Annotated in this window: 15 protein-coding genes; 8 read left to right on the top strand and 7 right to left on the bottom strand. The window is 51.3% G+C overall.

Features of this window, described 5'->3' with window-relative positions:
* Positions 1–120: 120 nt before the first annotated feature.
* The 5 genes from Pmgp_RS16450 to mntA all read right to left on the bottom strand — a co-directional run bounded on the left by Pmgp_RS16450 (position 121) and on the right by mntA (position 7,658).
* Positions 121–600 carry a hypothetical protein gene (locus Pmgp_RS16450; RefSeq protein ID WP_134215315.1) on the bottom strand — a complete coding sequence of 160 codons (480 nt, stop codon included), beginning with the start codon at positions 598–600 and terminating at the stop codon, positions 121–123.
* On the bottom strand, positions 601–3,402 hold the full coding sequence (locus Pmgp_RS16445) for a site-specific DNA-methyltransferase (protein WP_134215313.1): 2,802 nt from the start codon (positions 3,400–3,402) through the stop codon (positions 601–603).
* A gap of 1 nt (position 3,403) precedes the next feature.
* Positions 3,404–6,442, bottom strand: coding sequence for a BPTD_3080 family restriction endonuclease (locus Pmgp_RS16440; protein WP_134215311.1), 3,039 nt, complete (start codon positions 6,440–6,442; stop codon positions 3,404–3,406).
* A 366-nt stretch (positions 6,443–6,808) separates the two neighbouring features.
* Positions 6,809–7,237, bottom strand: coding sequence for a type VII toxin-antitoxin system HepT family RNase toxin (gene hepT, locus Pmgp_RS16435; RefSeq protein ID WP_134215309.1), 429 nt, complete (start codon positions 7,235–7,237; stop codon positions 6,809–6,811).
* Positions 7,227–7,658 (bottom strand): type VII toxin-antitoxin system MntA family adenylyltransferase antitoxin, encoded by a 432-nt coding sequence (gene mntA / locus Pmgp_RS16430; protein ID WP_134215307.1) that lies wholly within the window; start codon positions 7,656–7,658, stop codon positions 7,227–7,229. The genes hepT and mntA overlap by 11 nt, the downstream gene beginning before the upstream one ends.
* A 722-nt stretch (positions 7,659–8,380) precedes the next feature.
* On the opposite strand from mntA, the gene Pmgp_RS16425 reads away from it, so the two are divergent.
* The gene (locus Pmgp_RS16425; RefSeq protein WP_192902980.1) at positions 8,381–10,435 is read left to right on the top strand and encodes an EAL domain-containing protein; all 2,055 of its coding nucleotides are present in this window, start codon (positions 8,381–8,383) and stop codon (positions 10,433–10,435) included.
* A gap of 130 nt (positions 10,436–10,565) precedes the next feature.
* The gene (locus tag Pmgp_RS16420; RefSeq protein WP_243119918.1) at positions 10,566–11,654 is read left to right on the top strand and encodes an AAA family ATPase; all 1,089 of its coding nucleotides are present in this window, start codon (positions 10,566–10,568) and stop codon (positions 11,652–11,654) included.
* Positions 11,655–11,869: 215 nt separating this feature from the next.
* Here Pmgp_RS16420 and Pmgp_RS16415 read toward each other — a convergent pair whose 3' ends face one another.
* Both Pmgp_RS16415 and Pmgp_RS16410 read right to left on the bottom strand, forming a co-directional pair.
* Positions 11,870–12,589 (bottom strand): class I SAM-dependent methyltransferase, encoded by a 720-nt coding sequence (locus Pmgp_RS16415; RefSeq protein WP_134215301.1) that lies wholly within the window; start codon positions 12,587–12,589, stop codon positions 11,870–11,872.
* A gap of 1 nt (position 12,590) precedes the next feature.
* Positions 12,591–13,277: a MerR family transcriptional regulator gene (locus Pmgp_RS16410; protein WP_134215300.1), complete on the bottom strand. Its 687-nt coding sequence runs from the start codon at positions 13,275–13,277 to the stop codon at positions 12,591–12,593.
* Positions 13,278–13,405: 128 nt separating this feature from the next.
* On the opposite strand from Pmgp_RS16410, the gene Pmgp_RS16405 reads away from it, so the two are divergent.
* The 6 genes from Pmgp_RS16405 to Pmgp_RS16380 all read left to right on the top strand — a co-directional run bounded on the left by Pmgp_RS16405 (position 13,406) and on the right by Pmgp_RS16380 (position 21,973).
* On the top strand, positions 13,406–14,581 hold the full coding sequence (locus Pmgp_RS16405) for an efflux RND transporter periplasmic adaptor subunit (protein ID WP_192902979.1): 1,176 nt from the start codon (positions 13,406–13,408) through the stop codon (positions 14,579–14,581).
* Positions 14,582–14,631: 50 nt separating this feature from the next.
* The gene (locus tag Pmgp_RS16400) at positions 14,632–17,718 is read left to right on the top strand and encodes an efflux RND transporter permease subunit (RefSeq protein ID WP_134215296.1); all 3,087 of its coding nucleotides are present in this window, start codon (positions 14,632–14,634) and stop codon (positions 17,716–17,718) included.
* Positions 17,719–18,138: 420 nt separating this feature from the next.
* Positions 18,139–19,164, top strand: coding sequence for an ADP-ribosylglycohydrolase family protein (locus tag Pmgp_RS16395; protein WP_134215294.1), 1,026 nt, complete (start codon positions 18,139–18,141; stop codon positions 19,162–19,164).
* 13 nt (positions 19,165–19,177) lie between these two features.
* A complete protein-coding gene (locus Pmgp_RS16390; RefSeq protein WP_192902978.1) occupies positions 19,178–20,191 on the top strand; it encodes an ADP-ribosylglycohydrolase family protein in 1,014 nt (337 codons plus the stop codon).
* A gap of 32 nt (positions 20,192–20,223) precedes the next feature.
* Entirely contained in the window at positions 20,224–20,976 is a 753-nt protein-coding gene (locus Pmgp_RS16385) for an ATP-binding cassette domain-containing protein (RefSeq protein WP_134215317.1), read from the top strand.
* A gap of 28 nt (positions 20,977–21,004) precedes the next feature.
* On the top strand, positions 21,005–21,973 hold the full coding sequence (locus tag Pmgp_RS16380) for an ABC transporter permease (protein ID WP_134215290.1): 969 nt from the start codon (positions 21,005–21,007) through the stop codon (positions 21,971–21,973).
* The last annotated feature ends 132 nt before the right edge of the window (positions 21,974–22,105 follow it).

Raw genomic sequence — 22,105 nt, 5'->3', positions numbered from 1 at the left:
TTATCCAAGCACAAAACCATAAAGGAAACCAAAATAATGGTCAGGTAAATGGATGATAATCCCAGTCAATTTTCTTAAGGGGAAAATGTAAGAAAAAAAACACCATTTTTTGCAGTGGAATCATATATTGCACTGAACACTCGAATCAAATATTTCCTGTAGAAGCATCTTGGCATTTTTAATCATTTCCTGGGAAACTTGCCCCTCTTCATCACCCAAAAAAATATCAATAACCCCGCCGGCTACTGTTTCCGTATCGACATTTATGCATCCTGGAATACAGTTTTTTAATATTATTAAAAGATCCGTCTTATTAGTAGGGTTAAAAACATGGGCCTTTTTTAATTCTTCTGATAACTCATAGGGTAAAACACTATCACCAGGTCCTTCGTTGTAGGACATTATTTCAACCATTGAACCTAGCGGACGACTTTTTTCTGCCGTTTCTTGGGCTAATGCCAGTAGTGAGCCCGTTGCCGCACCTGTTTCATCTCCTACATATACAGTGATTTTAAAGCGGTCCTCAATGGAGTTAATTTTTTTAATCCCCGGAACTCGAAATCGAAGTGTTCGTTCCATCATAAACCGATTTAAACTCATCTATACCTCACCCTTCACCCTGAACACTTTCATCACCTCATCGCCGAGATGGTTGATGACCTTGACGGCGATGCGCCCGCTCCTGGGCTTGTCGAACGGCCGGGACGTGTCGCTGTGCAGCGTTTCCCACGCTTCGGCGTTGATCTCGGCTTTGAGCGTGGTTTTGAGCGCTTTGTAGGGATCGTTGGCGCCGAGGAAGTAGGCGTGGCGCACGAAGAAACTTTCTTCGTTGTAGTCGGTGTCGATGAACCAGCAGGCGATCCCCTCGGCCCCGTCGCTGCGGACCTCGCCGGTGTTGGGGTGGAAAACGTCCACGCCGTTGATTTTCACCTGTATCCGCCCGTCCCCGGCTTCGAGGATGTCTATGTCCGGCTCGCCGAAAATGACGAACAGGTTGCCCTTGCCGGTGTTTTTTAAATCGTCGGCCATGTGCAGGTCGGCGTTCATCCGGGCCTTAAGCACCGGTATCCGGCCGAGCTTTGTGAATTCAGACGAATGAGCGTCGTAGTTGAAAGCGCAGGCGATGAGCACATCGAAATCCGCATCACCGGCCTCGCGGGCGGCGGCGACAAGATCGGGGCGGGATACGGTGCCGAACTCCGGCCCGATGAAGATCGCGGCTCTCTTCTCGCTGGCTGAGTCCTCGTCGCCCTCGGTGTAGCGCCCTTCGGCGCAGACCAGTTCCCCCGGCCAGGGCTTGATCGAAGAGAAATTAATCTTATCTTCCTTGTGCGCCTGCTGCACGCCGGCGGTCTTGAGGTTTTCCAGGATCATCCGGACGAAATCCCGCTCTTCTCCGTATCCCTCCGCAGATTCCGCCAGGCCGTCGATCAATTCGTCGTTCTCATCCACCGCCAGCACGCGGTGCGGCGACAGGCTCTCGACGGTGAACGGCCCGGCCACGCGGACCTTCTTCTTGTCCTCGTAAGGCTTGTCATAGAGGTACTCATAGTCCGCCTTGGCGGCGATGGAGGCGTCGATTTCTTTTTGCCGGGCGATGCGCTGCTTCCACCATTGGGCGTGCAGCGCCTTTGCTTCATCCGGCCACTTTTCGCCGGCGTCGCGGGGGATCTCCCATTCTTCCCACTTCCTGCCCAGGGCCTTGTTGAGCTTTTCGCGCAGCGGTTCCAGCGTCTCCTGGAACTTCTCCCAGATGACGTCTATCTCCGTATTGTTGGCAATGGATTTAAGCGTGATATGCGGCACGCGCTCGTAGACGAACCCCTGCCGGATGTCGCCGCGGGTTGGGGCTTCCGACGGCGCGGTGCGCGTGATCTCCGCCTCCTTGAGCCGGCCGTCGCGGCTGTCGGCGAGCAGGTAGTAGGGGTAGCGGGCACCCATGATCCGGGCCCGGGCCAGGGCCAGGGCGACGCGGGACGTGTCGATGGTGATCCAGCGGCGGCCCCACTGCTCGGCAACGTAGGCGGTGGTACCAGAGCCGCAGGTGGGATCAAGCACGAGGTCGCCGGGGTCGGTGGACATGAGGATGCAGCGTTCCACAATCTTAGTATGCGTCTGAACTACGTAGCTTTTCTCCAATTCACCAGTGGTATCTAACCATACATTCGAGAGCTTCGTGACCGGGAAATCGTCATGGAAAATAACATATCTAATTGTTCTGCCGCTATCAGTAATTCGCCCGGCTTTGCCCAAAACTTCCATGCCTGTCTTAGTTGTTTTCCAGCTTTTCCCTGAACTTGTGCTGTATGTCTTTCCGTGGTAGTTAAAGGCGTACGTGCAAGATACCGTAAAGCCACTTGATGCAAGGTCCATGTCGGAAAACGGGCGGCTTTCTGCGGGTAACAATGATAAATCTTTCTTTTCCTGTGACAAGAGTGGTCGTCTCGACCCATCAGGTAATTCTACATTCGAATATCGTGATTTCTCACCGGTTTCCCTTTGTACGAATAAGTCACGAAATTTATATGCTTCTTTGTTTTTGGCATACCAAAGTATGTGATCAGTAACGCTTGGTAGACCCGAAGAAGTAAGTGGAACCGATGTTCGATAACTAATAAGTGAGCAGAAGTTATCCTCACCAAAAACCTCGTCCATTACAACACGTATCCGATGAACATTTTCATCTCCGATTTGAATGAAAATAGAACCAGTTTCACAGAGAAGATCACGTGCCACACATAAACGATCGCGAAGGTAGGTTAGGTATGAATGAATACCATCGCGCCAAGTATCGCGAAAAGCCTTAACTTGTTCTGGTTCACGAGTTATATGATCCGGCTTTCCATCAGTAACCTTATTGGAAGTCGTCGACCACTGAAAATTTGAATTGAACTTGATGCCGTAAGGCGGATCAATATAGATGCACTGTACCTTGCCGCGCAGGCCTTCGCGTTCGGCCAGGGACGCCATCACTTGCAAGCTGTCGCCTAGAATCATCCGGTTGGTCCAGTTGGCGTCGTGCCGGTAGAACTCTGTTCTGGCGTTTTCGTCAGGGAGGCCGTTGAAGTCGGCGAACAGGTCGAGCTGCAGGTCATCGGCCTTTTCCCTTTCCCGTGCCTTGGTGCGGCGGATCAGGTCATCGATCAACACTTTGGGATGGATCTTCTCCTGAATATACAACGGCGGCGCGTGGACGACGAGGTCGGACCAGTCCTGTTCGTCCTTGCCGCGCCATACCAGCTGCGGGTCTAAATCCCGGTTGCGGCGCTCGTAGGCGACACGGACAGGGCTCTGTTCGTCTTTGGCCATGACAGACTGGTACTCGGCCGTAGGGATGTTTTTGCGCGAGGCCTCATCATGCGTGAGGGTTTCTATAGTCTTTTTTGTTATGTTCTTTGACATATTAACACCTCTTCACAATCGGTCGGGCAGTGACAGAATCGATCATCTTATTAAACTCGGCCTCAATCTGGTAGACCCCGGTGAACTCGGCGAACGCCCAGCGGCCATGCTGCCCAAGGTTGTTAATGCCCGGTAGCCAGTACGTCTCCATGGCGGCTTTCTTCTCCTTGGCGTCCTCGCGCCGGTAGCCTTTGATTTCGACAATCAGGCGCAGCGGGTCATCATGCCCGTCGTCGACCAGGACGATGAAGTCCGGAATATACTTCCGCATCTCCGGGCCATAGCGGTACGGCACTTCCAGGCCGAGATTGTGGTTCTTGACATAGGCCTTAACGCGCGGATGAGACTCGGCAACGCGGCAGAACTCGGCCTCCCAGTCGCTATCGAGGATGATCCAGTTGATGTGGCAACGTCGCGCGTCGGTCTCCCAGCGGTTTTTCTTAGAAGTGTTGAAGTTCACGTGGATGGTGGAGCCAGTGGGATTATAGGGGTCGAGTACGGCCTTGACGGGCCGTTCGCCCACCAGAGAGCGGGTGATGCCGGCGGTAATACGCTCACAGGCCATGTCGGCCAGTTCCTGATACATCAATTGGGCGGGGTAGGTGCCGCCCTTGCAGACCAGGCAGTTGTCGAGCCACTGCCTGGTAATCCGTTTAAGCTGTCCGAAAAGGTGGAGTTTGGGCTCTTCACCGTGGTCCCGCCACTTGGCGTAGAGTAAACGCTTTGTCAGGTGATACAGCAAAGTAGGCCGGCGTATATTTTCCAAGTGCTTGAGGCTCAGGTCGACATCCTCGCCAATAATCCCGGCGTTCTTGGTGATTGAAGGGCCGACGAGATCCGGAGTAAGCTCAAGGATGGAGTCGTCGTTAAACTCTGCGGCCAGCCGTTCTTGGGGCAGTTCCACGCGGTAGCCTTCGACGCGCGGGAACCGGATTTCGAGGTGGTCGCGTTCGGGGCGAACGGCTTTGACCTGGACGGTCTCGCGGGGCGGCTGCGGGGGCGCGACAACCGGCTTGGCGGTGAAGTCGAACGGTATCCCCAGCACGTCCGCGTATTCTACGTTGAACAGGCCATCTTCATTGAGGTCATAGGACTGGCGGCGCAGCGCACGGCCGATGACCTGCTCGCATAATAGCTGGGTGCCGAAGGCACGCACGCCCAGCACATGCGTTACGGTATTGGCGTCCCATCCCTCGCTAAGCATGGAAACCGATACTACGCAGCGAATCGACTCGCCGAGACGGCCTTTTTTGCCGACGGTATTCATGACTTCCCGAAGCAGGGCCTGGTCGGTGAGGTTCTCGGCCTGCCGGCGGTCGCCGGTACGCTCAATGATTTCCCGCCGGAAACGCTCTATCGCATCGGCGGCCATAGCGCGGAAGTTATCTTCCAGCGCATCCCCGGATTCGAGCTGCTCACTGTCAATCAACAGCGTGCGCGGGCGGGGAAGCGGGTTGCCGTATTCGTCGAAATTCCGGAAGAGCGCCAGGCGTCCATTCTCAAGGGTGGCCGAACCGTCCTCGTTCTCCCGGTGGAAACCCGAGATGTAATCGTACAACAACTTGGAGGTGGACGTATTGTTGCAGACCACGATGAAGCAGGGAGGAACGTCTATACCACTTTCGATCCAGAGTTCGAATGTCTTTTTATAATGCCCGTAGAGGGCTTCCAAAGCGGTTAGCAGCTCAACGGGCAGGCTGAGCGGGTCGAGGGTCTTGGCCTTGCCCCGGCCTTTCTTGGGCATCCGCGCGCGAATGTGCTCCCAGAGGTTGCGGAACCTGGGCATCTCCCCGCCGGGGATGTTGTCGGCCACGGGCACACGCGGCACTTTGACGATCCCGCATTCGATGGCGTCCATCAGCGAGAAATCACTCATCGTCCAGGGGAAGAGCGTGCCCTCGGCGTAGCCCGAACCCCGGAGGAAAAACGGCGTCGCGGACAGGTCAATAACACGCGTGATGCCAAGTTTCCGGTTGACGGTTTCGAGGCCGGAGATCCAGAGACGGGCGGCATCGTTGTTCTTCTCGGCTTCCTTCCGGTCATCGCCCGTCAGGTCCCCCTCGTCGCCGTTGTCGGGCTTTTCACGGTAACAGTGGTGCGCCTCGTCGTTGAGCACCATGATGTTCTTCAGGCCCATCAGATCGGGCATCACCCGCTGGAGCATCTGCCCCTCGGTTTCCAGCGTGTTGAGCGCTTCACCCCGGCCCTGCAGGAGCGACCGGCCGCCCCTGGATAGCTCCAGACGTTCACGTAGCTTGAAGGCATGGTAATTGGTGATGACGATCTTGGCACGTTCAAGATCGCCGAGCATATCATTGGGGACGAGTTCGCGGCTCTGGTAATAGCTGTCCGGATCGTTAGGCTGAAGTACACGGAGCCGGTCGCGGATGGTCAGGCCGGGCGCGACAACCAGGAACCCGCGGGTGAATTTCTTGCTGGCGGGCCGGCGCACGGCATTGATGGTTTGCCAGGCAATCAGCATGGCCATGACGGTGGTCTTGCCGGCACCGGTAGCCAGTTTCAAGGCCAACCGAAATAAGCCGGGGTTGGCGTCGTTGTTGGCACTGGCAAGATGTTCAAGTATGTCTTTGGCTGCCTTTCCGGCTTTTGGGGCGACCTCCGTCAACCAGATGGCCGTCTCAACCGCTTCGATCTGGCAGAAAAACGGCCGGACGCTGCTGAACCTGTGCTGCCGCCAATGCTGAAGCAGGCGGGCGGTTTCGGGCGTGACTTGCCACTCGTTGGGGTTCGGCCTGCTTCGCCACAGATCCACGTGACGGCGCAGGACATTGATGATTGAAGTAGGATCATACTGTTGCGCTTTCGTGGAAAGCCCTTTGCCTTCGTCGAAAATTATTTGTTGTTGGCCTAGCGAATCCTTGCGTTTCCTGGGCTTCGGAATCGGCGTAATGAACTCCGCGCTACGGCGTCTTTCAATGATTCGTTGCGTTGGCTGGCCTTGATCATCAAGCTCCCAGTGCCGCGCCGGATACTCATAGGGTGAATTGAGGATAGGTCTTTCGAAGAATTGATTATCCATGTTTAAACTCCCCCCTATTGGCAGCCGATACGAATCATCCGTCGAAGAGTAGTAATGGTTCGTAATACTATGCATTTGGAACCGCAGTTGCTATATTTATGCGCTTCATTTTGACTTTTTCAGCAGCCTGCTAAACCATCTATTTACTTTTACAATATTCTACAATATTTCAACAACATCCTTCATAGTTAATGCTAATTTTACCATTTTACGCAAACTGCTTTACCCCTAATCCGTACTCAAAAACAACAAGGGATTCTCACCTTAAACAGTGAGGATCCCTTGTATTTCATGATATCTGGCGGAGAAAGCGGGACCGGCTGCCATAAATCTCTTTCTGTCATGCCCAAGTAGCGGCAAGGATCATTAAATATTCATCTTTAAAAACGTTCCCAATTCCTTAAGAAACCGCTCAATGTCCACCAAGTTAACCGTCAATATGTTATAAAGCAGTTCATCGTCCACTGCCCAGTATATATGTACCAGCCTGTTCCTGAACTTGGCCATACTGACCAATTCCTTTACAAACGCCCCGTCAAAGACTTTTGCTTCTCCCATTACCCGAAAAGTGTCCGCATAGTCTTCCGGAGGCCGGTAATTATTTTTTGCAATGATGTGATTACAAAGGTCGATGGCGGACTCGATGGCGACCAGAAAGTGATATTTGGCGCTTCCAACCTTGTCAGGGTCATTGACAAAATCTTCTTTGGGGAGGGAGGATAAAGCTTTTAACCTGGTCAAGGCCTTTTTAAATTCATGGGATAATTTTCTGACCCTGTCTTCATTAATCGCCAATACCGAGCACCTCTTTTAAATATTGTTTCCGGAAAGGCGCAAAATCGAAGTAGAAATCCAGTGTTTTCGTTTGAAATTCCACCCGTCTGTCTCCGTCTTTCTCAAACAACAGGACCCCGCTCTTAATAGTATGATATTGAAATGAAAGAGGCGCAGTGTTTAATACTCTGACATCCACAGGAAACTTTAATTCCTCTTCCAGTTTAATCTCCAGTTCTATTTCGTAATTTATGATTTTGTCGTTCAAGTTTTCTTCTTTTAAATATACGGCGACGTCGATATCTCCAAAGCCTTTCTGTTCCGCAAAAGAGCCATGGACATAGGCAAAAATGATTTCCGGCATACTGGTCAAAAAATATTTAATAGCCTCAATGATTTTTTCTTTTTCATAATTATCAATGTAGCGCTTCTTAATTTTCACTGTAAATTACCACCATAAAAAATATTAAGGATATAATTCTATTTTATCCTGGGAAAACCCTTTTTATGGATCGGGTCATGTATATGTTTTAGCAAAATCTTGTTTTGAAAAACAAAGGGAATATAAAGCACAAGGCAATGCTGTCGGTTGTATACAGCTCCGGCTTACGCGTCAGTGAAGCGGCAGCCCTTAAAATCCCGGGAAGGGATTTGCAAATTATTGTTGAAAAATACATAATAACCAAGAGACATTAATCTTTGGGAAAATAAATCACATCCTTCTAGCTATGTTTTGCTGGTTGTAAAAGCACCTTTCATTGAGAGAAGGTTACTGATTTGAATTTTAACATTAATGCACTTATTGGGGACGAATCAAGATTTTCTTTAGAACACAGGATCCTTAATATAGCATTGTTGTTTAGTTCTGCTATTTGCTTCCTGAGCGGTTTTGTTAATCACTTTATTGATCTGAATGTATCAATCTCAATATTCAGCGGCATTGCATTGGCATATATGTATTATTTATCTATCATCAAACAACAATACGTTATCCCCCTGTTCCTGGGTTTACCCATATTTTTATTTGTTCTTAATCCGGTTATATGGGTTAATGTTGCCGGGACCCAGGGCAGCTACCCCTATTTTATAATACTATTTTCTTCCGGTATTGCAATTTTACTCTCAGGCCCAAGGAGAGTCATCTTTACATGTTATTTAATAATAGTGACTATTGCTCTCGTTATTTTTGAGTACAACCATCCTTATTTAATTATGGGCTTCAGTGCTGACATATACAGATACATTGACATTTCAGTTGGATTAACTGTCGTTATTATTGCCAACACATTGTTGTTTGCCCTGGTTTTTAACAGTTACAATAAGGAACATAAAAAAGCGAGAGAGTACTTAACACAGATAGAAAAACAAAGTATAAAAATAGAGTTCCAAGAAAGTTTAAAAGTCATCAACGAGCAACTCAAACAAGAAATCGCCGAGCGCAAACAGGCGGAGAAGCTGCTTCGGGAATCCGAAAAAAGATATCGCAACCTGGTGGAGAATATCAACGACGTAATTTTCACCTTGGATACGCGGGGCATCATTACGTACGTCAGTACAGCTATTGAAAAGGTGTTCCTATACAAGGCTGACGAAGTCACAGGTAAGCCTTTCGATTCCTTCATACACCCCGACGACCTGACCTTGGCACTAAACAGACTCGAGCGTATTTTGGCCGGAGAAGTGCTGCCAAGCGAATACCGCGTACTTGACAAGAATGGCGACGTTCGTTTCGTTCGGACTTCCAGCCGCCCGTTATTTGCAGAAAACCAACTGGTAGGCCTGACCGGCGTCTTAATGGATATTACCGGACGCAAACAGATGGAAGATGAATTAAGGGAACACCGGGACCACCTTGAAGAAATAGTAGATGAACGTACAACCGAACTAAAAACAGCCAATGAACAGCTTCAACAGGAAATTGCCGAGCGCAAGCAGGCGGAGGCACAGCTAAAATATCTTGCCACACATGACTACTTGACCGGGATACCCAACAGGTATTCTTTTGAGGAATCCCTAAAAAACACCGTGGCAAAAGCAAAGCGCGGCAAGGAAGGTTCCCTCCTCTTTATAGACATAGATAATTTTAAGCTGGTCAACGATACAAAGGGCCACACCGCCGGAGACCATTTATTAATCGATGTAGCCAAGATTATCAAGGAGAGCATCCGCAAAAGCGATACCCTGGCGCGTCTGGGAGGCGACGAGTTCGGCGTGCTGTTGGAAGAGGCGACCGTTGACGAGGCCAGGCTTGTAGCTGAAAAACTGCGCAAAAAAGTGGAGGACAAGGAGTTTTGTTTTACTAATTACGTCTGTTTCAACCTGAGCATCTGTATTGGTATTGTCATGATAGACGGGTCCCTGAATTCCCAAAAGCTTTTGACTCTTGCGGACACCGCCCTCTACGCGGCAAAAGAAAAAGGCCGCAACAGGATAGTCTTGCTGGACCCAAACGAGGAAACAACCACCAGATTCGCGGCAATCAACCAATTAGTCGCCCAGGTTAACAGAGCCGTCAAGGAAGATAAATTCGTGCTGCACCTTCAGCCGGTGGTTCGGGTGGACAATGGTAAAACCCTATACCACGAGGCTCTCCTCCGCTTGCAGGGAGAAGAAGGTGAATTGATCTCACCCAGGGCTTTTATACCGGCAGCCGAACGATTCGGTTTGATGCCCCAAATCGACCGCTGGGTGGTCGGCGCATCATTGGATATCATGCGGCAACACCCCGATCTCTGTTTATTTGTCAACATTTCAGGATTAAGTTTGAGCGAAGAATCCTTGCTGGGATATATCGAAGAAATGATCACGCAGTGCGGCATGGAACCTTCGAGAATAGGCTTCGAGATAACAGAAACCGCGGCCGTTAAGGATATGTCGTTAGCCCGGCGCTGGATTGAAAGACTGAAAAAAATAGGTTGCCGGTTCGCACTCGATGACTTTGGGATAGGTTTTTCATCTTTTTCGTACCTTCAAATGCTGCCGGTGGATTATATAAAAATCGACGGGTCATTTATTTATAATCTGGATAAGGATCCGTCCCACCGGGCTCTGGTAAAGGCTATGAACACCGTAGCCCATACCCTGGGCAAACAAACAATAGCGGAGTACGTGGAAAATGAAAATGTCTTAAAGACCTTGCAAAAACTAAAAGTTGATTGTGCTCAGGGTTACTTTTTAGGTTCTCCCAAGATTATAGATCAGTCTTTCAGAAGTTCCTGATGAACATTTTGGCTTTTTCACTATCCAAAAAATCATATCGTTTTTAAAATATCAAAATTTGTGATATAATATCACTAAATATGTGATATTTGCTGGAGTGATGTTTATGTTGTTTCCACTGGGAGGACCGGTGCCGGAGAGTGAAATTGTCGACAGGGAAAATTTTATTTATTCTCTTCAAACACGCCTGGCGGAGGGGCAAAGCATAATGCTGGCAGGCCCGCGCAGGATCGGCAAAACGTCACTGGCGAATGAAGTGTTGCGCCGGCTTAAGAAACAAGGGTTATATATAGCTTCAGTCGATTTCTTCCGGGCCTCCAGCAAAAGAAAAATTGCCGAGTCGATTATAGACAGTTGCCTGGAAAACAGGACCGGTATACGCAAGACGCTTGATGCTGTTTGGGATCAGGCTAAGCTTCTGGCCGGTTCTGCAAAGATTGCCGTTAAGTTAAAGGATCTGGAGTTTAATATGGGTTTTCCCAAAAAGGAAATGGACGAAGAAACGCTGTTGGAATATGCTTTAAACCTTCCGGAAATGCTCTCTGAAAAAGACAATAAACGGATGGTAATCCTGTTTGATGAGTTTCAGGACGCCGGTCAAATCGCCGGTCAGGAAATTTACAAGCAGATGCGGTCCATTTTTCAATTGCAAAGAAGAGTGTCATATCTTTTTCTCGGCTCTAAAGAAGGTATGATGCAGTCACTATTCGGCGGCAAAAAGCACGCTTTTTACCGCTTTGCCACCGTTCTGCCGATTCCCGAAATACCGGAAGATGCGTGGAAAAGCTATATTAACCGTAAATTCAAAGACAAACAGATTGAAATAAATAGAGACGCGGTCCTTGTAGAAGTCATACGGCTTGCCGGGGGTCACCCCCAGGACACGATGCTTATATGTTCAGAAGCTTATTACACATTACTGGAAACGGGTCAACAGGTATTAACAAGTGATATTATCAAAATTGCATACGAAAGGGCTATGGCAAGCTTAACCCCGGTATTCGATGAAATCCTGGATGAGTATAAAAAGCCCCTTCAACGCGATATACTACGCCGCCTTGCCGTCAGGGAGAATATTTATACTGAGAGCAAACACCCCAATGAGGTTAAAAGGGCAGTCGACCAACTCCTCATAAGTGGAGTAATTGAAAAGGAGAAACGCGGCAGGTACAGATTCGTGGAACCCATGTTGCAAGAGTATATTTTGAGGAATTATTAAATAAGCTTTGCTTTTGATATTGAGGGGATGTCAGTGTCATTGTTCATAAGCGTAAATTGGATTTTTGTCAACAACCAACTGAAGCGTGTACAAAACAGTGAAAAGCCGGCACTTTTCCGGCGGTTGATCCGTCACGCAGGGTAAGGTATTTCCTTTCCATTTCCTCCGCTGTGAAGTGGCTAATAATTTTGTAACCCCTTTCTGGCTTTTTTAGGTCATGGACGGACACATACATAACTCAGGCTGTATGGAAAGTCAGAGCGTTTCAGATCTGTTTTGAAACCTGCCCGCTCCAGCATCCCGTCAATCACCCAGTCAAAGGTGCTGTATTCATCACGGATGTGGACAATGGTTTCCTGGGCCATGGCCTGGCCGGCCTTCTCGGCCATGCCGTTAACCCAGCAGTTAAACTCGATTTGGTATGACTCAACCGGAAAAGTAAAAATCACATCGAAAAGATACAGCTTACCGCCTGGTTTGAGCATATCGTACATACGCTTAAAAGCGACGGCCTTCCAGAAATCGGGCAGGTGATGAAGCGCGGCGACGGAGACAATCGCGTCCACAGGATCTCCTTTATGCTCGTAGGACAGAAAGCCGGCGCAGTGTGTCTCAACATTTTTAAGCCCGGCTGCCCGCGCTTTTTCGGTGCACCTGTCCAGCATAGCCTGCGAAATATCAACCGCATAGACCTTGCGGCACGACCGGGCCGCCGGGATCACAAAGGCGCCGGTGCCGCACCCCAGGTCGATGACCGTGTGCTCCGGCTGCAAATCAAGCAGTTGCATAACAACACGGGCGTCTTTTTCAAAATCCCGGAATTTGGCGTGCCGGCTGTCGTATTCAGCCGCGATTGCCGCATCTTCATAATCCACACCGGCCTTTACCCGCTCGTCATACTGCCATGATGGCGCCGCCGCTGTTTTGTGATTCATATTAAATTCCTCCCCAGGAATTTTCTTTCAGCTCCCTGTTAATAAAACGCCTGGTCAAGTAACTAAGGAACCAGAGCAGGTTTGACGACAAAAAACGGGTGACCTCCCACTCTTCTTCTTCGCTCATTCCCTTTACGGTACGGTCACGAAAATCGATAGACTTCTGAGCCAGCTGCACCACAAGCTCAGGCAAAAACTCTATATCCCGCAGGGAAATTTTGAGCTGTTTAATAGCCATAAGGCTTCTGGCCACCGCCAGGTCATCGGCGTTGTACACATCTTTTTCGAATGGGATCAGCAGCTGAAGCTTCTCCAGCTGCGCCAGTTCCCTCTCGGTCAGGCCAACCTCCCGCAAAAATCCCTTCCGGTTGTATATACAGTCGGCATCTTCGGAAGCGGCGTATTCTTTTTTATAAAAGAAATCATATATCTGCACTGCTCTGTCAATAGAAGGGTTTGGCCCCACCAGGTCCAGGATGCGCTTGATGGCGTGCAGGGGCAGGAAATACTTGCTTTGCAGGGTGCGGATAATATTGAGGAGTTTAACATACGACCCGGGATAATAAGCCATGTTTTTTGAAGTCCTGAGAGGTTCGGGCAGCAGTCCCAGGTGAATGTAATGCAGTATGGTCGACTTGTTTTCGCCCGTTCTTTCCACGATCTCTTTCATACGAAGATGCCCGTCCATAAAAACCTCCCAAGCAGTTAAAAAGTCCTTGACATCCAAAAGCAGGAAAATTATATTAAAAGTATAAAGTACAACTTTACACTTGTCAATTTACCCGCTGCACTTTTTTTATTTGGAGGGGAAAGGCTGTGCGGAGAAAACTTCTTTACGGCGTATTGATTATCGCTTTAATCGGGGCGGCAGCCTGTTTTGCCATAGATAAAAACAAGGACAGCGCCGGCGCGCCCGGCCCCAGAGCAGTTGAAACAATAACTGTCCAGGCCCAAACCACGCGCCCGGGCGGCGGCCTGGCCGGCATTGTTATGCCTGCCAGGCAGGCCAAACTGGGTTTCCAGGTGGGCGGCAGGCTGCAAGGCCAGCTCCTGGCTGAAGGCACCGCGGTGGAAGAAGGCGCGGTCCTGGCCTCACTTGACCCTGCCGATTACCAGGCCCAGGCCGCGGCCGCCGGCGCCGCCACAGAAGCGGCCCGGGCAGGTATCCAGCAGGCCGCGGCGCTGCTTGATCAGGCGGAAGCCGCTTACCAGAAAGCCCAGCTGGACTACAACCGGGCAAAAAGCCTGTATGAGGCCAATACCATCTCCAGAGCCCAGTTTGATGACGCCGGCACCCAGCTGTCGCTGGCCGCCGCCAAGTACCGCGAGGCCCAGTCAGCCTACTTTGAAGGCCAGGGCGCCAGTGTTTCCGACTACCAGCGGGCGGAAGCCCAGGCCGGCCTGTATATGCTGCAGCTCAGCCATACCAGTTTAACCGCTCCCTTTAAAGGCGTCATCCTCAAAAAGCTTGGGGAAAGCGGTGAAATGGTCGGCGCGGGCGCCCCTGTCTACGTTATCGGCGACCTCGACCAGGTCAAGGTGGAAGTTACGCTTGCGGCGGCTGCGCTCAAGGACTGGCAGGCGGGCGACCCGGTTACTGTGACCAGCCCGGACCTGCCGGGACAAAGCTGGACCGGCGCGGTAAGCCAGGTCAACCCCGCGGCGGATACCCAGACAGGCACTTTTTTGATGGAAGTTAAGGTGGACAACCCCGGCCAGGCCTTAAAGCCGGGCATGGTGGCCCGCGTGACAAGCACGCGCCAGACCGGAGCGGCGCTCTGGATCCCGGTGGGCGCGCTGGTCAAGCGGGGTTCTGATGTCACGGTCTTTGTGGTCCGTGATAATCAAAGCTTTGCCAGAAAGATAACAACCGGTGAGACGGCAGGCAACCTGATCCAGGTTCTTGACGGGCTTGCTCCCGGAGAAGAGTTAGTCATCCGGGGAGCGCTGTACCTGCGCGACGGCGACCCGGTGTTGAGACAAAAATCCTGAGAAGGACCCTCCCGCTTCAATTTTATTTAATGATTTAAGGGGGCAGGCCGGTGCTGCGCAAGGTAATTGAATACAAAAAAATAATTCTGGTCTTCTTTGCAGCAGCGTCACTGTGGGGGCTGATGAGCTTTTATACAATCCCCCGGCAGCAGGATCCAGATATCACCCTGCTGGTCTCCAGGGTGATTACAACTTATCCGGGAGCCAGCCCTGAAAAAGTCGAAAAACTGGTTACCAAACCTCTGGAAGAGGGCTTTGAAACTATCAAGGGTGTTAAAAAGATCTGGTCGACTTCCTCCGAGAGCCTCTCCGTAATCATGATCGAGGTCTACCCCGGCACGGACACCAAGAAAGCATGGGACGACGTCCGCTACAAAATCGACGAAGTGCGCCAGAATTTGCCCGCTGAAGCCCAGGAGCCAAAACTCGGCACCGAGCTGATCCGCACCTGCATGATGGTCCTGCACCTGGAAGCCCCGGGTTTAGACTACCTGGAACTAGAAGCTGTCAGCCGCAAAGTGAAGGATGAGCTGAAAGGACTGCCGGGCGTGGCGGAAATCCAGCGCGAAGGGCTACCCGACCGGGAGATCCAGGTTGTCCTCGACATGGACCGGATGGCCCGCTATAACCTGACCTGGAGCCGGGTTTCGGAAGCTATCAAAGCCCGCAACGTCACCATCCCGGGCGGCAAAATTAAAGATCAGCCCTACGGCATAGCCATCCAGACCACAGGTGAATACCTTGACCCGCAGGTTATCGGCGGGACGATTTTGAATGTTACCACGGAAGGAAACCCGGTTTATCTCCGTGATATAGCGGCTATAAGCCTCACTACCGCTGATCCCGCCGAGCTGGTCCGTTCCAACGGGACACCCGCCGTTTCACTGGTGCTCTTCCCCAAGGAAAACATCGACCGGGTCAAAGTGGCTTCAGACATCCAGACCTATATTGAGCAAAACCTGAGTCAAACTCTTCCGGCCGGTGTTACGCCGCGTATCGTCTTCAACCAGGCCGACATTACCCGCGAACAGTTCAACCACCTTTATAAAGAGCTGTTTATCGGCATGGCCATCGTTTTTCTGGTATGCCTGCTGGCCCTGCCGCCCCTCGGCGCCATGCTGGTGGCCGTGGCCATACCGCTCTCGGTGCTGCTCGGCATGGGCCCCCTGGGGATGATGGGCCTGAAGCTGCACCAGATTTCAGTAGCCGCCCTGGTAATAGTGCTGGGCATCCTGGTGGATGACTCAATCGTTACTAACGACAATATTCAGCGCCACCTGGAACTGGGTGACAACCCGCTTCAATCAGCCACCCTCGGCATCCGGGAGGTAGCCTATTCGATCACCAACGCCACTGTCGCTACCATTGCCGCCTTTGCCCCGCTTTTCCTGCTGGAAGGGGACATCGGTGAATTTGTTTTTTCCCTGCCCCAGGTTGTTACCGTGACCCTGCTGGCGTCTCTGGTGGTGTCGCTCTTCCTGACGCCTATCGTACGTTTCCAGATGGCTTCCCGCCCGGCCAGCCAGGGCCGGGGCGCCGTGGCGTCCTTTTTCCGGAGGGACGGCGGCCTGGCGGAAGGGAGCTACCGGCGCCTGCTGGCCTTTTACCGGAGGACCATTGACCAGGCCCTCAGCCGCCCCCGGCGCACCCTGGCCCTGGCTGCCGTCTTCATGGTGGTCAGCCTGTCCCTGATTCCGTTTATCGGCAAAACCTTTTTCCCCAGCGCCGACCGCAGTGAATTTTTGATTGACGTAACCACACCCACCACCTCCACGCTGGAAGAAACCATGGGCCAGGTCATGGAGGTCGAGGCGATCCTGGCCGAACAGCCGGAAGTGGAGATAATCGCCAGCTACGTGGGAAAATCCTTTCCCCAGTTCTACTACAATGAAACCAAGTATGTCAGCGGGTCCAACAAGGCCGGAATTTACATCAACACCCGCTCAGGCAAGGGGATGAGAAAACCGGCCAAGCTGGTTGAAATCCTGCGCGGGCAGCTCAGGGAGCAGGTCCCCGGCGCCAACATTCTGGTCCGCAGCCTGGAGCAGGGCACTCCCGTGGGAGCGCCGGTGGCCATACGCATTAAAGGTGAAGACCTGGAAACCCTGCGCGCCCTGGCCGGTGACATCAGCGCCAGGCTGCGGGAAATACCCGGCGCCATCAACGTGGATGATACCATGGGGCCGGATATCTTCGAGTATAAGGTCCGGGTCGACGAGGAGCGGGCCAACCGTCTCGGGGTAACCAACCTGGCAGTCGCCTCAACTGTGCGGTTAATGACCGACGGAATGGCTGTCTCCACCTACCAGCTGCCGGACGAGCAGGTCAACGTGGTCTTAAAAGCCGCCAAAGACCGGCCCGTCCCGCTGGAACAGCTGAAGAACCTGCCCGTCCCCTCCAGCGTCAACGGGGCGGGAATCCCTCTCAGCCAGCTGGCCGAAGTAACCCCGGCCTGGGCTGTAAGCCAGATCAACCGCGACCAGCTCACGCGCACTGTTACCGTATCGAGTTACACCCAGGGACGCCTTCCTTCCGAAGTTGTAAAGGACCTGCAAAAAAGCCTCCAGTCCTACCAGCTGCCGCAGGGCTATAAAATAGAATACGGCGGTGAAGAGGAGGAAGGCAACGAGTCCTTCACCGACCTGGGCCGCCTGTCCCTGATGATGATGGTGGTGATCTACCTGCTGCTGGCCACGCAGTTCAATTCACTGCTCAAGCCGCTGATTATCATGGTCACAGTGTTTTTAGGCATATGCGGGGCGCTGATCGGGCTTTTCGTCACCGGCAATCCGATCGGCTTCATGGCCGCGCTGGGCGTCTTCAGCCTGGCGGGGGTGGTCGTGCGGAACGGTATTGTGCTGATCGAGTTCGTCGAGCTGGCCGTAAAGGAAGGCAAACCGCTGCGGGAAGCGCTGGCGCAGGCCGGCCAGGCGCGCCTGCGCCCAATCCTGCTGACCATGTTCTCCGCCGTCGGAGGTCTGGCCCCCATGGCTTTCGCCGGAGGGCCGCTGTGGCAGCCGATGGCCATCGTCATCATCTCAGGGCTGATTATTTCAACAGCCCTCACCCTCTACATCATCCCGACCCTCTACCTGCTGCTTGTGTCACGGGGCTTGTCAAGGGGACGGGGTTGTTGACAACTTCCCTAACTTCCCTTAGAGTAGGCATCCTGCTGACATTGACATCTACTGTTACTGCCTAAGTATCCTACCGGACATTTCAATATTCCGCTCCTAATTAATGACTCCCCTCTCAAATCTCCCTTTTTTGCATAACTGCCAGTCCAATCTTCAAAATGTTCAACCCAAACAATAAGCAATATATTTACAGCAATTTCCTGGAAAAAGCAAAACAATTCTTACATAACCGCAGCTAAATTAAAAGGTTCCACATCAATTATAAGTTAGATAAAAAAGGCTTATACGCAATACAATTCCAATAGAAAATTGCGATTAGCGCTAATAATCATTATGTGATACTTTTAATAATGATAATACCTATTTATAAGCACGACGCTTTAAGCTTATGGCTAAATCATTTTTCTTGGAGAGACTGTTTTGTTAGATAAAATTTTAGGCGGCCTTTTAGGCGGCGCTGTGGGTGACGCCATGAGCGCCGCGACTGAAGCCCGCACTACAGAGCAAATCACGCAAATCTTCGGCCATGAAGTAACCGGTTTTGAAAAACCGCCCGCTGACGCCATAGGCGCCGGTAATGAGCCGGGTCAATTGACAGATGATTTTAGCTGCGCCTATTTTATTGCCAGCCATATCATTCAACATAACGGATTGATAACTCAGGAAATAGTCAAAAAGGCCATTGTTGACTGGTCGGAGCACAAGGTGTTTTTTGACCGTTTTGCCGGGCCTACCACGCGTCTGGCCATAAAGAAATTTAAAGGGGAAGCGCCGGCAGATTCCGGTTGTATAGAAATATTGCCCTTACAGGCTACCAATGGCGCCGGGATGAGAATATCTCCAATTGGTTTGTTCAATCCCGGCAATTTAGACCGGACTATTGCCGATGCTGTGACCGCCACCTTACCCACCCACGACAATCATCTTGCCATATCCGGAGCCTGTGCTGTTGCCTGCGCGGTAAGCCGGGCGATGCTGCCTGATGCGGATGTGTATCAAGTGGTACAGGCTGGTCTTTATGGAGCCAAAGAAGGAGAGCGTATCGGCCGGCTAGTAGGCAGGATCACAGCCGGACCTTCTGTGGTGCGCCGTATGGAGATGGCTGTTGCCATTGGCCTGGGCCAGGGGACTCCCAGAGAAAAAATGTTTGAAATCGCAGATAGGGTTGGCAGCGGCCTGCACATTTCAGAAGCGGTACCGGCTGCTTTTGGACTTTTTGTCGCCAATGAAGGAAACGCCATGGCTTCTATTACCGGCGGGGTCAATATTGGTTATGATACCGACACGGTAGCTACCATGGCCGGCGCTATAGCCGGCACTCTGCAGGGCGCCGGGGCTTTCCCCTCCCATTATCTAGCTCTATTGAACAAGGCTAATAACATAGATCTGGCGAATTTGGCCCGTCAAGTCGAAAAAATTGCCAAGCTGCGCCTGTCTGAGAAATAGGATGATGTGGAACATGTTTGACAAGATACAGGGCAGCCTGTTTGGCGCGGCAATTGGCAGCGCCATGGGTTCTGCTACAGCGTTCCGTTCCATGGAGCAAATTCATGAGAAATTTCACGGTTATGTCACGGATTTTTTTCAGCCGCCGGATGACACCTTTGCTAGAGGGCAGGAAGCGGGTGAAGTGAGCGGTGATTTTTACCACACTTATATTTTAGCCAAACACCTGGTTGCAGCGGGCGGCCAAGCCAGCAAAGAACTGGGCGAGGCGGCGCTTATAACATGGGCGGAGCAGCCCCGGTGGTTTGAGGCTTTTGCAGATCCTACCACACGCCATGTGATCAACAAATTAAAAAGCTCCACTCTACCGCCGCGACATAGGCTTTATATGAGCCATTATTTCGCCCTTTCCGCCAATGGCGCCGCCGTAAAAATATTTCCAGTGGGATTAATGCGCCCGGGGCAAATCGAAAAGGCTCTGGATGACGCCATTGCCGTTTCCATGGCTGTTTATGATGACGCCTACTCTATATCCGGCGCCTGTGCCATAGCGGCGGCAGTATGCGAAGCAATGAAGCCCGGCTCCAAACTGTATGATGTGGTACAAGCCGGCCTTTACGGCGCCAGGGAAGGAGAACGCCGGGGCAGGGAAATCGCCAGGCAATACCCGGGTCCATCGGTTCGGAAAAGAATGGAGATGGCAATAGAAATTGGTTTGCGGAGCGGCTCTGTGCAAAGCAAGATGGCGGAATTGGCCGATTGTATTGGCAGCGGGATTGCCGTGGCCGAAGCTGTGCCTGCTGTTTTTGGCCTTTTGGTGGCCAATGGCGGCAATACTATGGATTCTATTTATAGCGGCGTGAATATCGGCAATGACACCACTGCCGCAGCAACCATGCTGGGAGCCATTACCGGCGCATTGCACGGGGTGAATTCGGTCGGGGCGGAACACCGCCGGGTAATCACCGAGAAAAACCAACTGGACATCCCCGGCCTGGCCAGGGAAATGCTGGCTTTGAATGAATAATAGAAGCTTTGCTGCAAAAGGAAGCGATCAGAATGGCAGAAGGCAAAAAGCCTATTTTGCAGGCTTGCGGCATAAAAAAAAGCTACGGGCATATTGAGGCCCTGCGGGGAGTTAATTTAGACGTTTATTCTGGGGAAATCCTGGCCATTGTGGGGGATAACGGCGCCGGGAAAAGCACCTTAATCAAGATACTGGCGGGAGCTATCGCGCCGGACAGCGGTAAAATCATTGTTGAAGGACAGGCCTATGATAAGCTGAGTCCCAGGCAGGCTCTGGATTTGGGCATCTCCACTGTTTACCAGGACTTATCCCTGGTGAATTGCCGGGATATTGCCGCTAATGTTTTTTTGGGGCGGGAACCAGTTAAATGTCGCCTTTTTATTAACAAGAAAAAAATGGTAGAGGAATCCATTGCCCTTTTTCAGCAATTGAATATCAATATCCCTTCTATCCACGCTCTGGCCGGACAGTTGTCCGGCGGTCAAAGGCAAGGGGTTGCCGTAGCCAGAGCCATCAAATTCGGCGGCAAACTGCTGATTTTTGACGAGCCCACAGCGGCTATGGGAGTGCAGGAAACAGCAGCGGCACTATCCCTTATCAGCAGCTTGGGCCGGCAGGGCTACGCGGTGATAATCATCAGCCATAACCTTCATCAGGTTTTTTCCCTGACCCAGCGGATTTGTGTTATCCGGCAGGGCCGGGTGGTCGATACTGTGTTTACTGCCGACGTCACCCCCAATCAGGTGGTTTCTTTGATTACCGGCGCGGCACAGGTGACCGCTTAAAAGATATTACTGGATTGTGAATTAAATAATGAGAGAAAATGCATTAAAACATTTTTTAACTAAAAATTTTGCACAGCTGTTGTTAACCTTGGTTCTTTTAATCCTTTGCATCGTGTTGGCGTGTAAGACTTCTTACTTTTTCACCTGGGCAAATTGCTACAACATTTTAGACCAGTCAAGCGTCGATATTATTCTGGCTTTGGGCATGGTCTTTGTGATTTCATCCGGCGGCATTGATTTATCAATCGGCTCAACTATGGCCTTCAGTGGAATTATAATGGCTTTTGCCATGAAGTCGGGAATACCGGTTTGGGGCTCTCTGGCTTTGGGCCTGCCTGTAGGTATTCTGATGGGGGCCTGCAGCGGTCTGCTGATTTCCGGCTTGAGCTTGAGCCCCCTGGTTATCACCTTAGGATTCATGTCCATAGGAAGAGGCATGGCCTTGATCTTAACCAAATCCTCTCCTATCTTCGGATTTCCCAATTCCTTTAAATTTCTGGGCTCCGGACAAATCGGACCTATTAACTCCCCCATACTTATGGCTGCGATTCTGGTTGCTATTTCCAGTGTTCTTCTGAATACGACCAAATGGGGCTATTACGCTCTGGCCTTAGGGGGCAATGATGAAGCGGTCCGGCGTGCCGGCGTCTCCGTGTGGAAATACAGAACATCTATCTATATCTTTTGCGGCCTGATGGCCGCTATTGCAGGAATGATAACCGTTGCCAGGTTAAACTCAGCCGACCCTCTGGCCGGTTGGATGGTGGAAACAGACGCCATTGCCGCTGTGGTTTTAGGCGGCGCCAGCTTAAGCGGGGGCAAGGGGAGTATTTTGGGAACTGTTCTGGCGTGTCTGGTTTTGGGAACCCTGGACAACGGCTTGATTTTGCTTGCTATTCCTTCCTATTATCAAAAGCTGCTTTGCGGGATCATCATTATCCTTGCTTTGATTTCCACCGAATTGCGCAGCAGAAAAGAACCCAAAAGCATTAGCTGAGGAAGTAGCGTGAAAACAATTCAATTACACAACTGAAGGAGTAAGCCTAAAAAAGGACATACTTATCCCTTGGTTTAAAAAATTGATTTTTTAAGCAGATTGTAATGATATTGCTAAAATGTCCGAGGCTTG

Source organism: Pelotomaculum propionicicum, from assembly GCF_004369225.1.
Lineage (GTDB): Bacteria > Bacillota > Desulfotomaculia > Desulfotomaculales > Pelotomaculaceae > Pelotomaculum_B > Pelotomaculum_B propionicicum.
This window is presented reverse-complemented; position numbering and strand designations above follow the sequence as displayed.

What these genes read in the sequence shown, in the direction of transcription:
- Pmgp_RS16390 (WP_192902978.1), top strand. Translation starts at nt 19,178, where the DNA reads ATGTTTGACAAGATACAGGGCAGCCTGTTTGGCGCGGCAATTGGCAGC.
- Pmgp_RS16445 (WP_134215313.1), bottom strand. Translation starts at nt 3,402, where the DNA reads ATGTCAAAGAACATAACAAAAAAGACTATAGAAACCCTCACGCATGAT.
- Pmgp_RS16380 (WP_134215290.1), top strand. Translation starts at nt 21,005, where the DNA reads ATGAGAGAAAATGCATTAAAACATTTTTTAACTAAAAATTTTGCACAG.
- Pmgp_RS16440 (WP_134215311.1), bottom strand. Translation starts at nt 6,442, where the DNA reads ATGGATAATCAATTCTTCGAAAGACCTATCCTCAATTCACCCTATGAG.
- Pmgp_RS16415 (WP_134215301.1), bottom strand. Translation starts at nt 12,589, where the DNA reads ATGAATCACAAAACAGCGGCGGCGCCATCATGGCAGTATGACGAGCGG.
- Pmgp_RS16410 (WP_134215300.1), bottom strand. Translation starts at nt 13,277, where the DNA reads ATGGACGGGCATCTTCGTATGAAAGAGATCGTGGAAAGAACGGGCGAA.
- Pmgp_RS16385 (WP_134215317.1), top strand. Translation starts at nt 20,224, where the DNA reads ATGGCAGAAGGCAAAAAGCCTATTTTGCAGGCTTGCGGCATAAAAAAA.
- Pmgp_RS16450 (WP_134215315.1), bottom strand. Translation starts at nt 600, where the DNA reads ATGAGTTTAAATCGGTTTATGATGGAACGAACACTTCGATTTCGAGTT.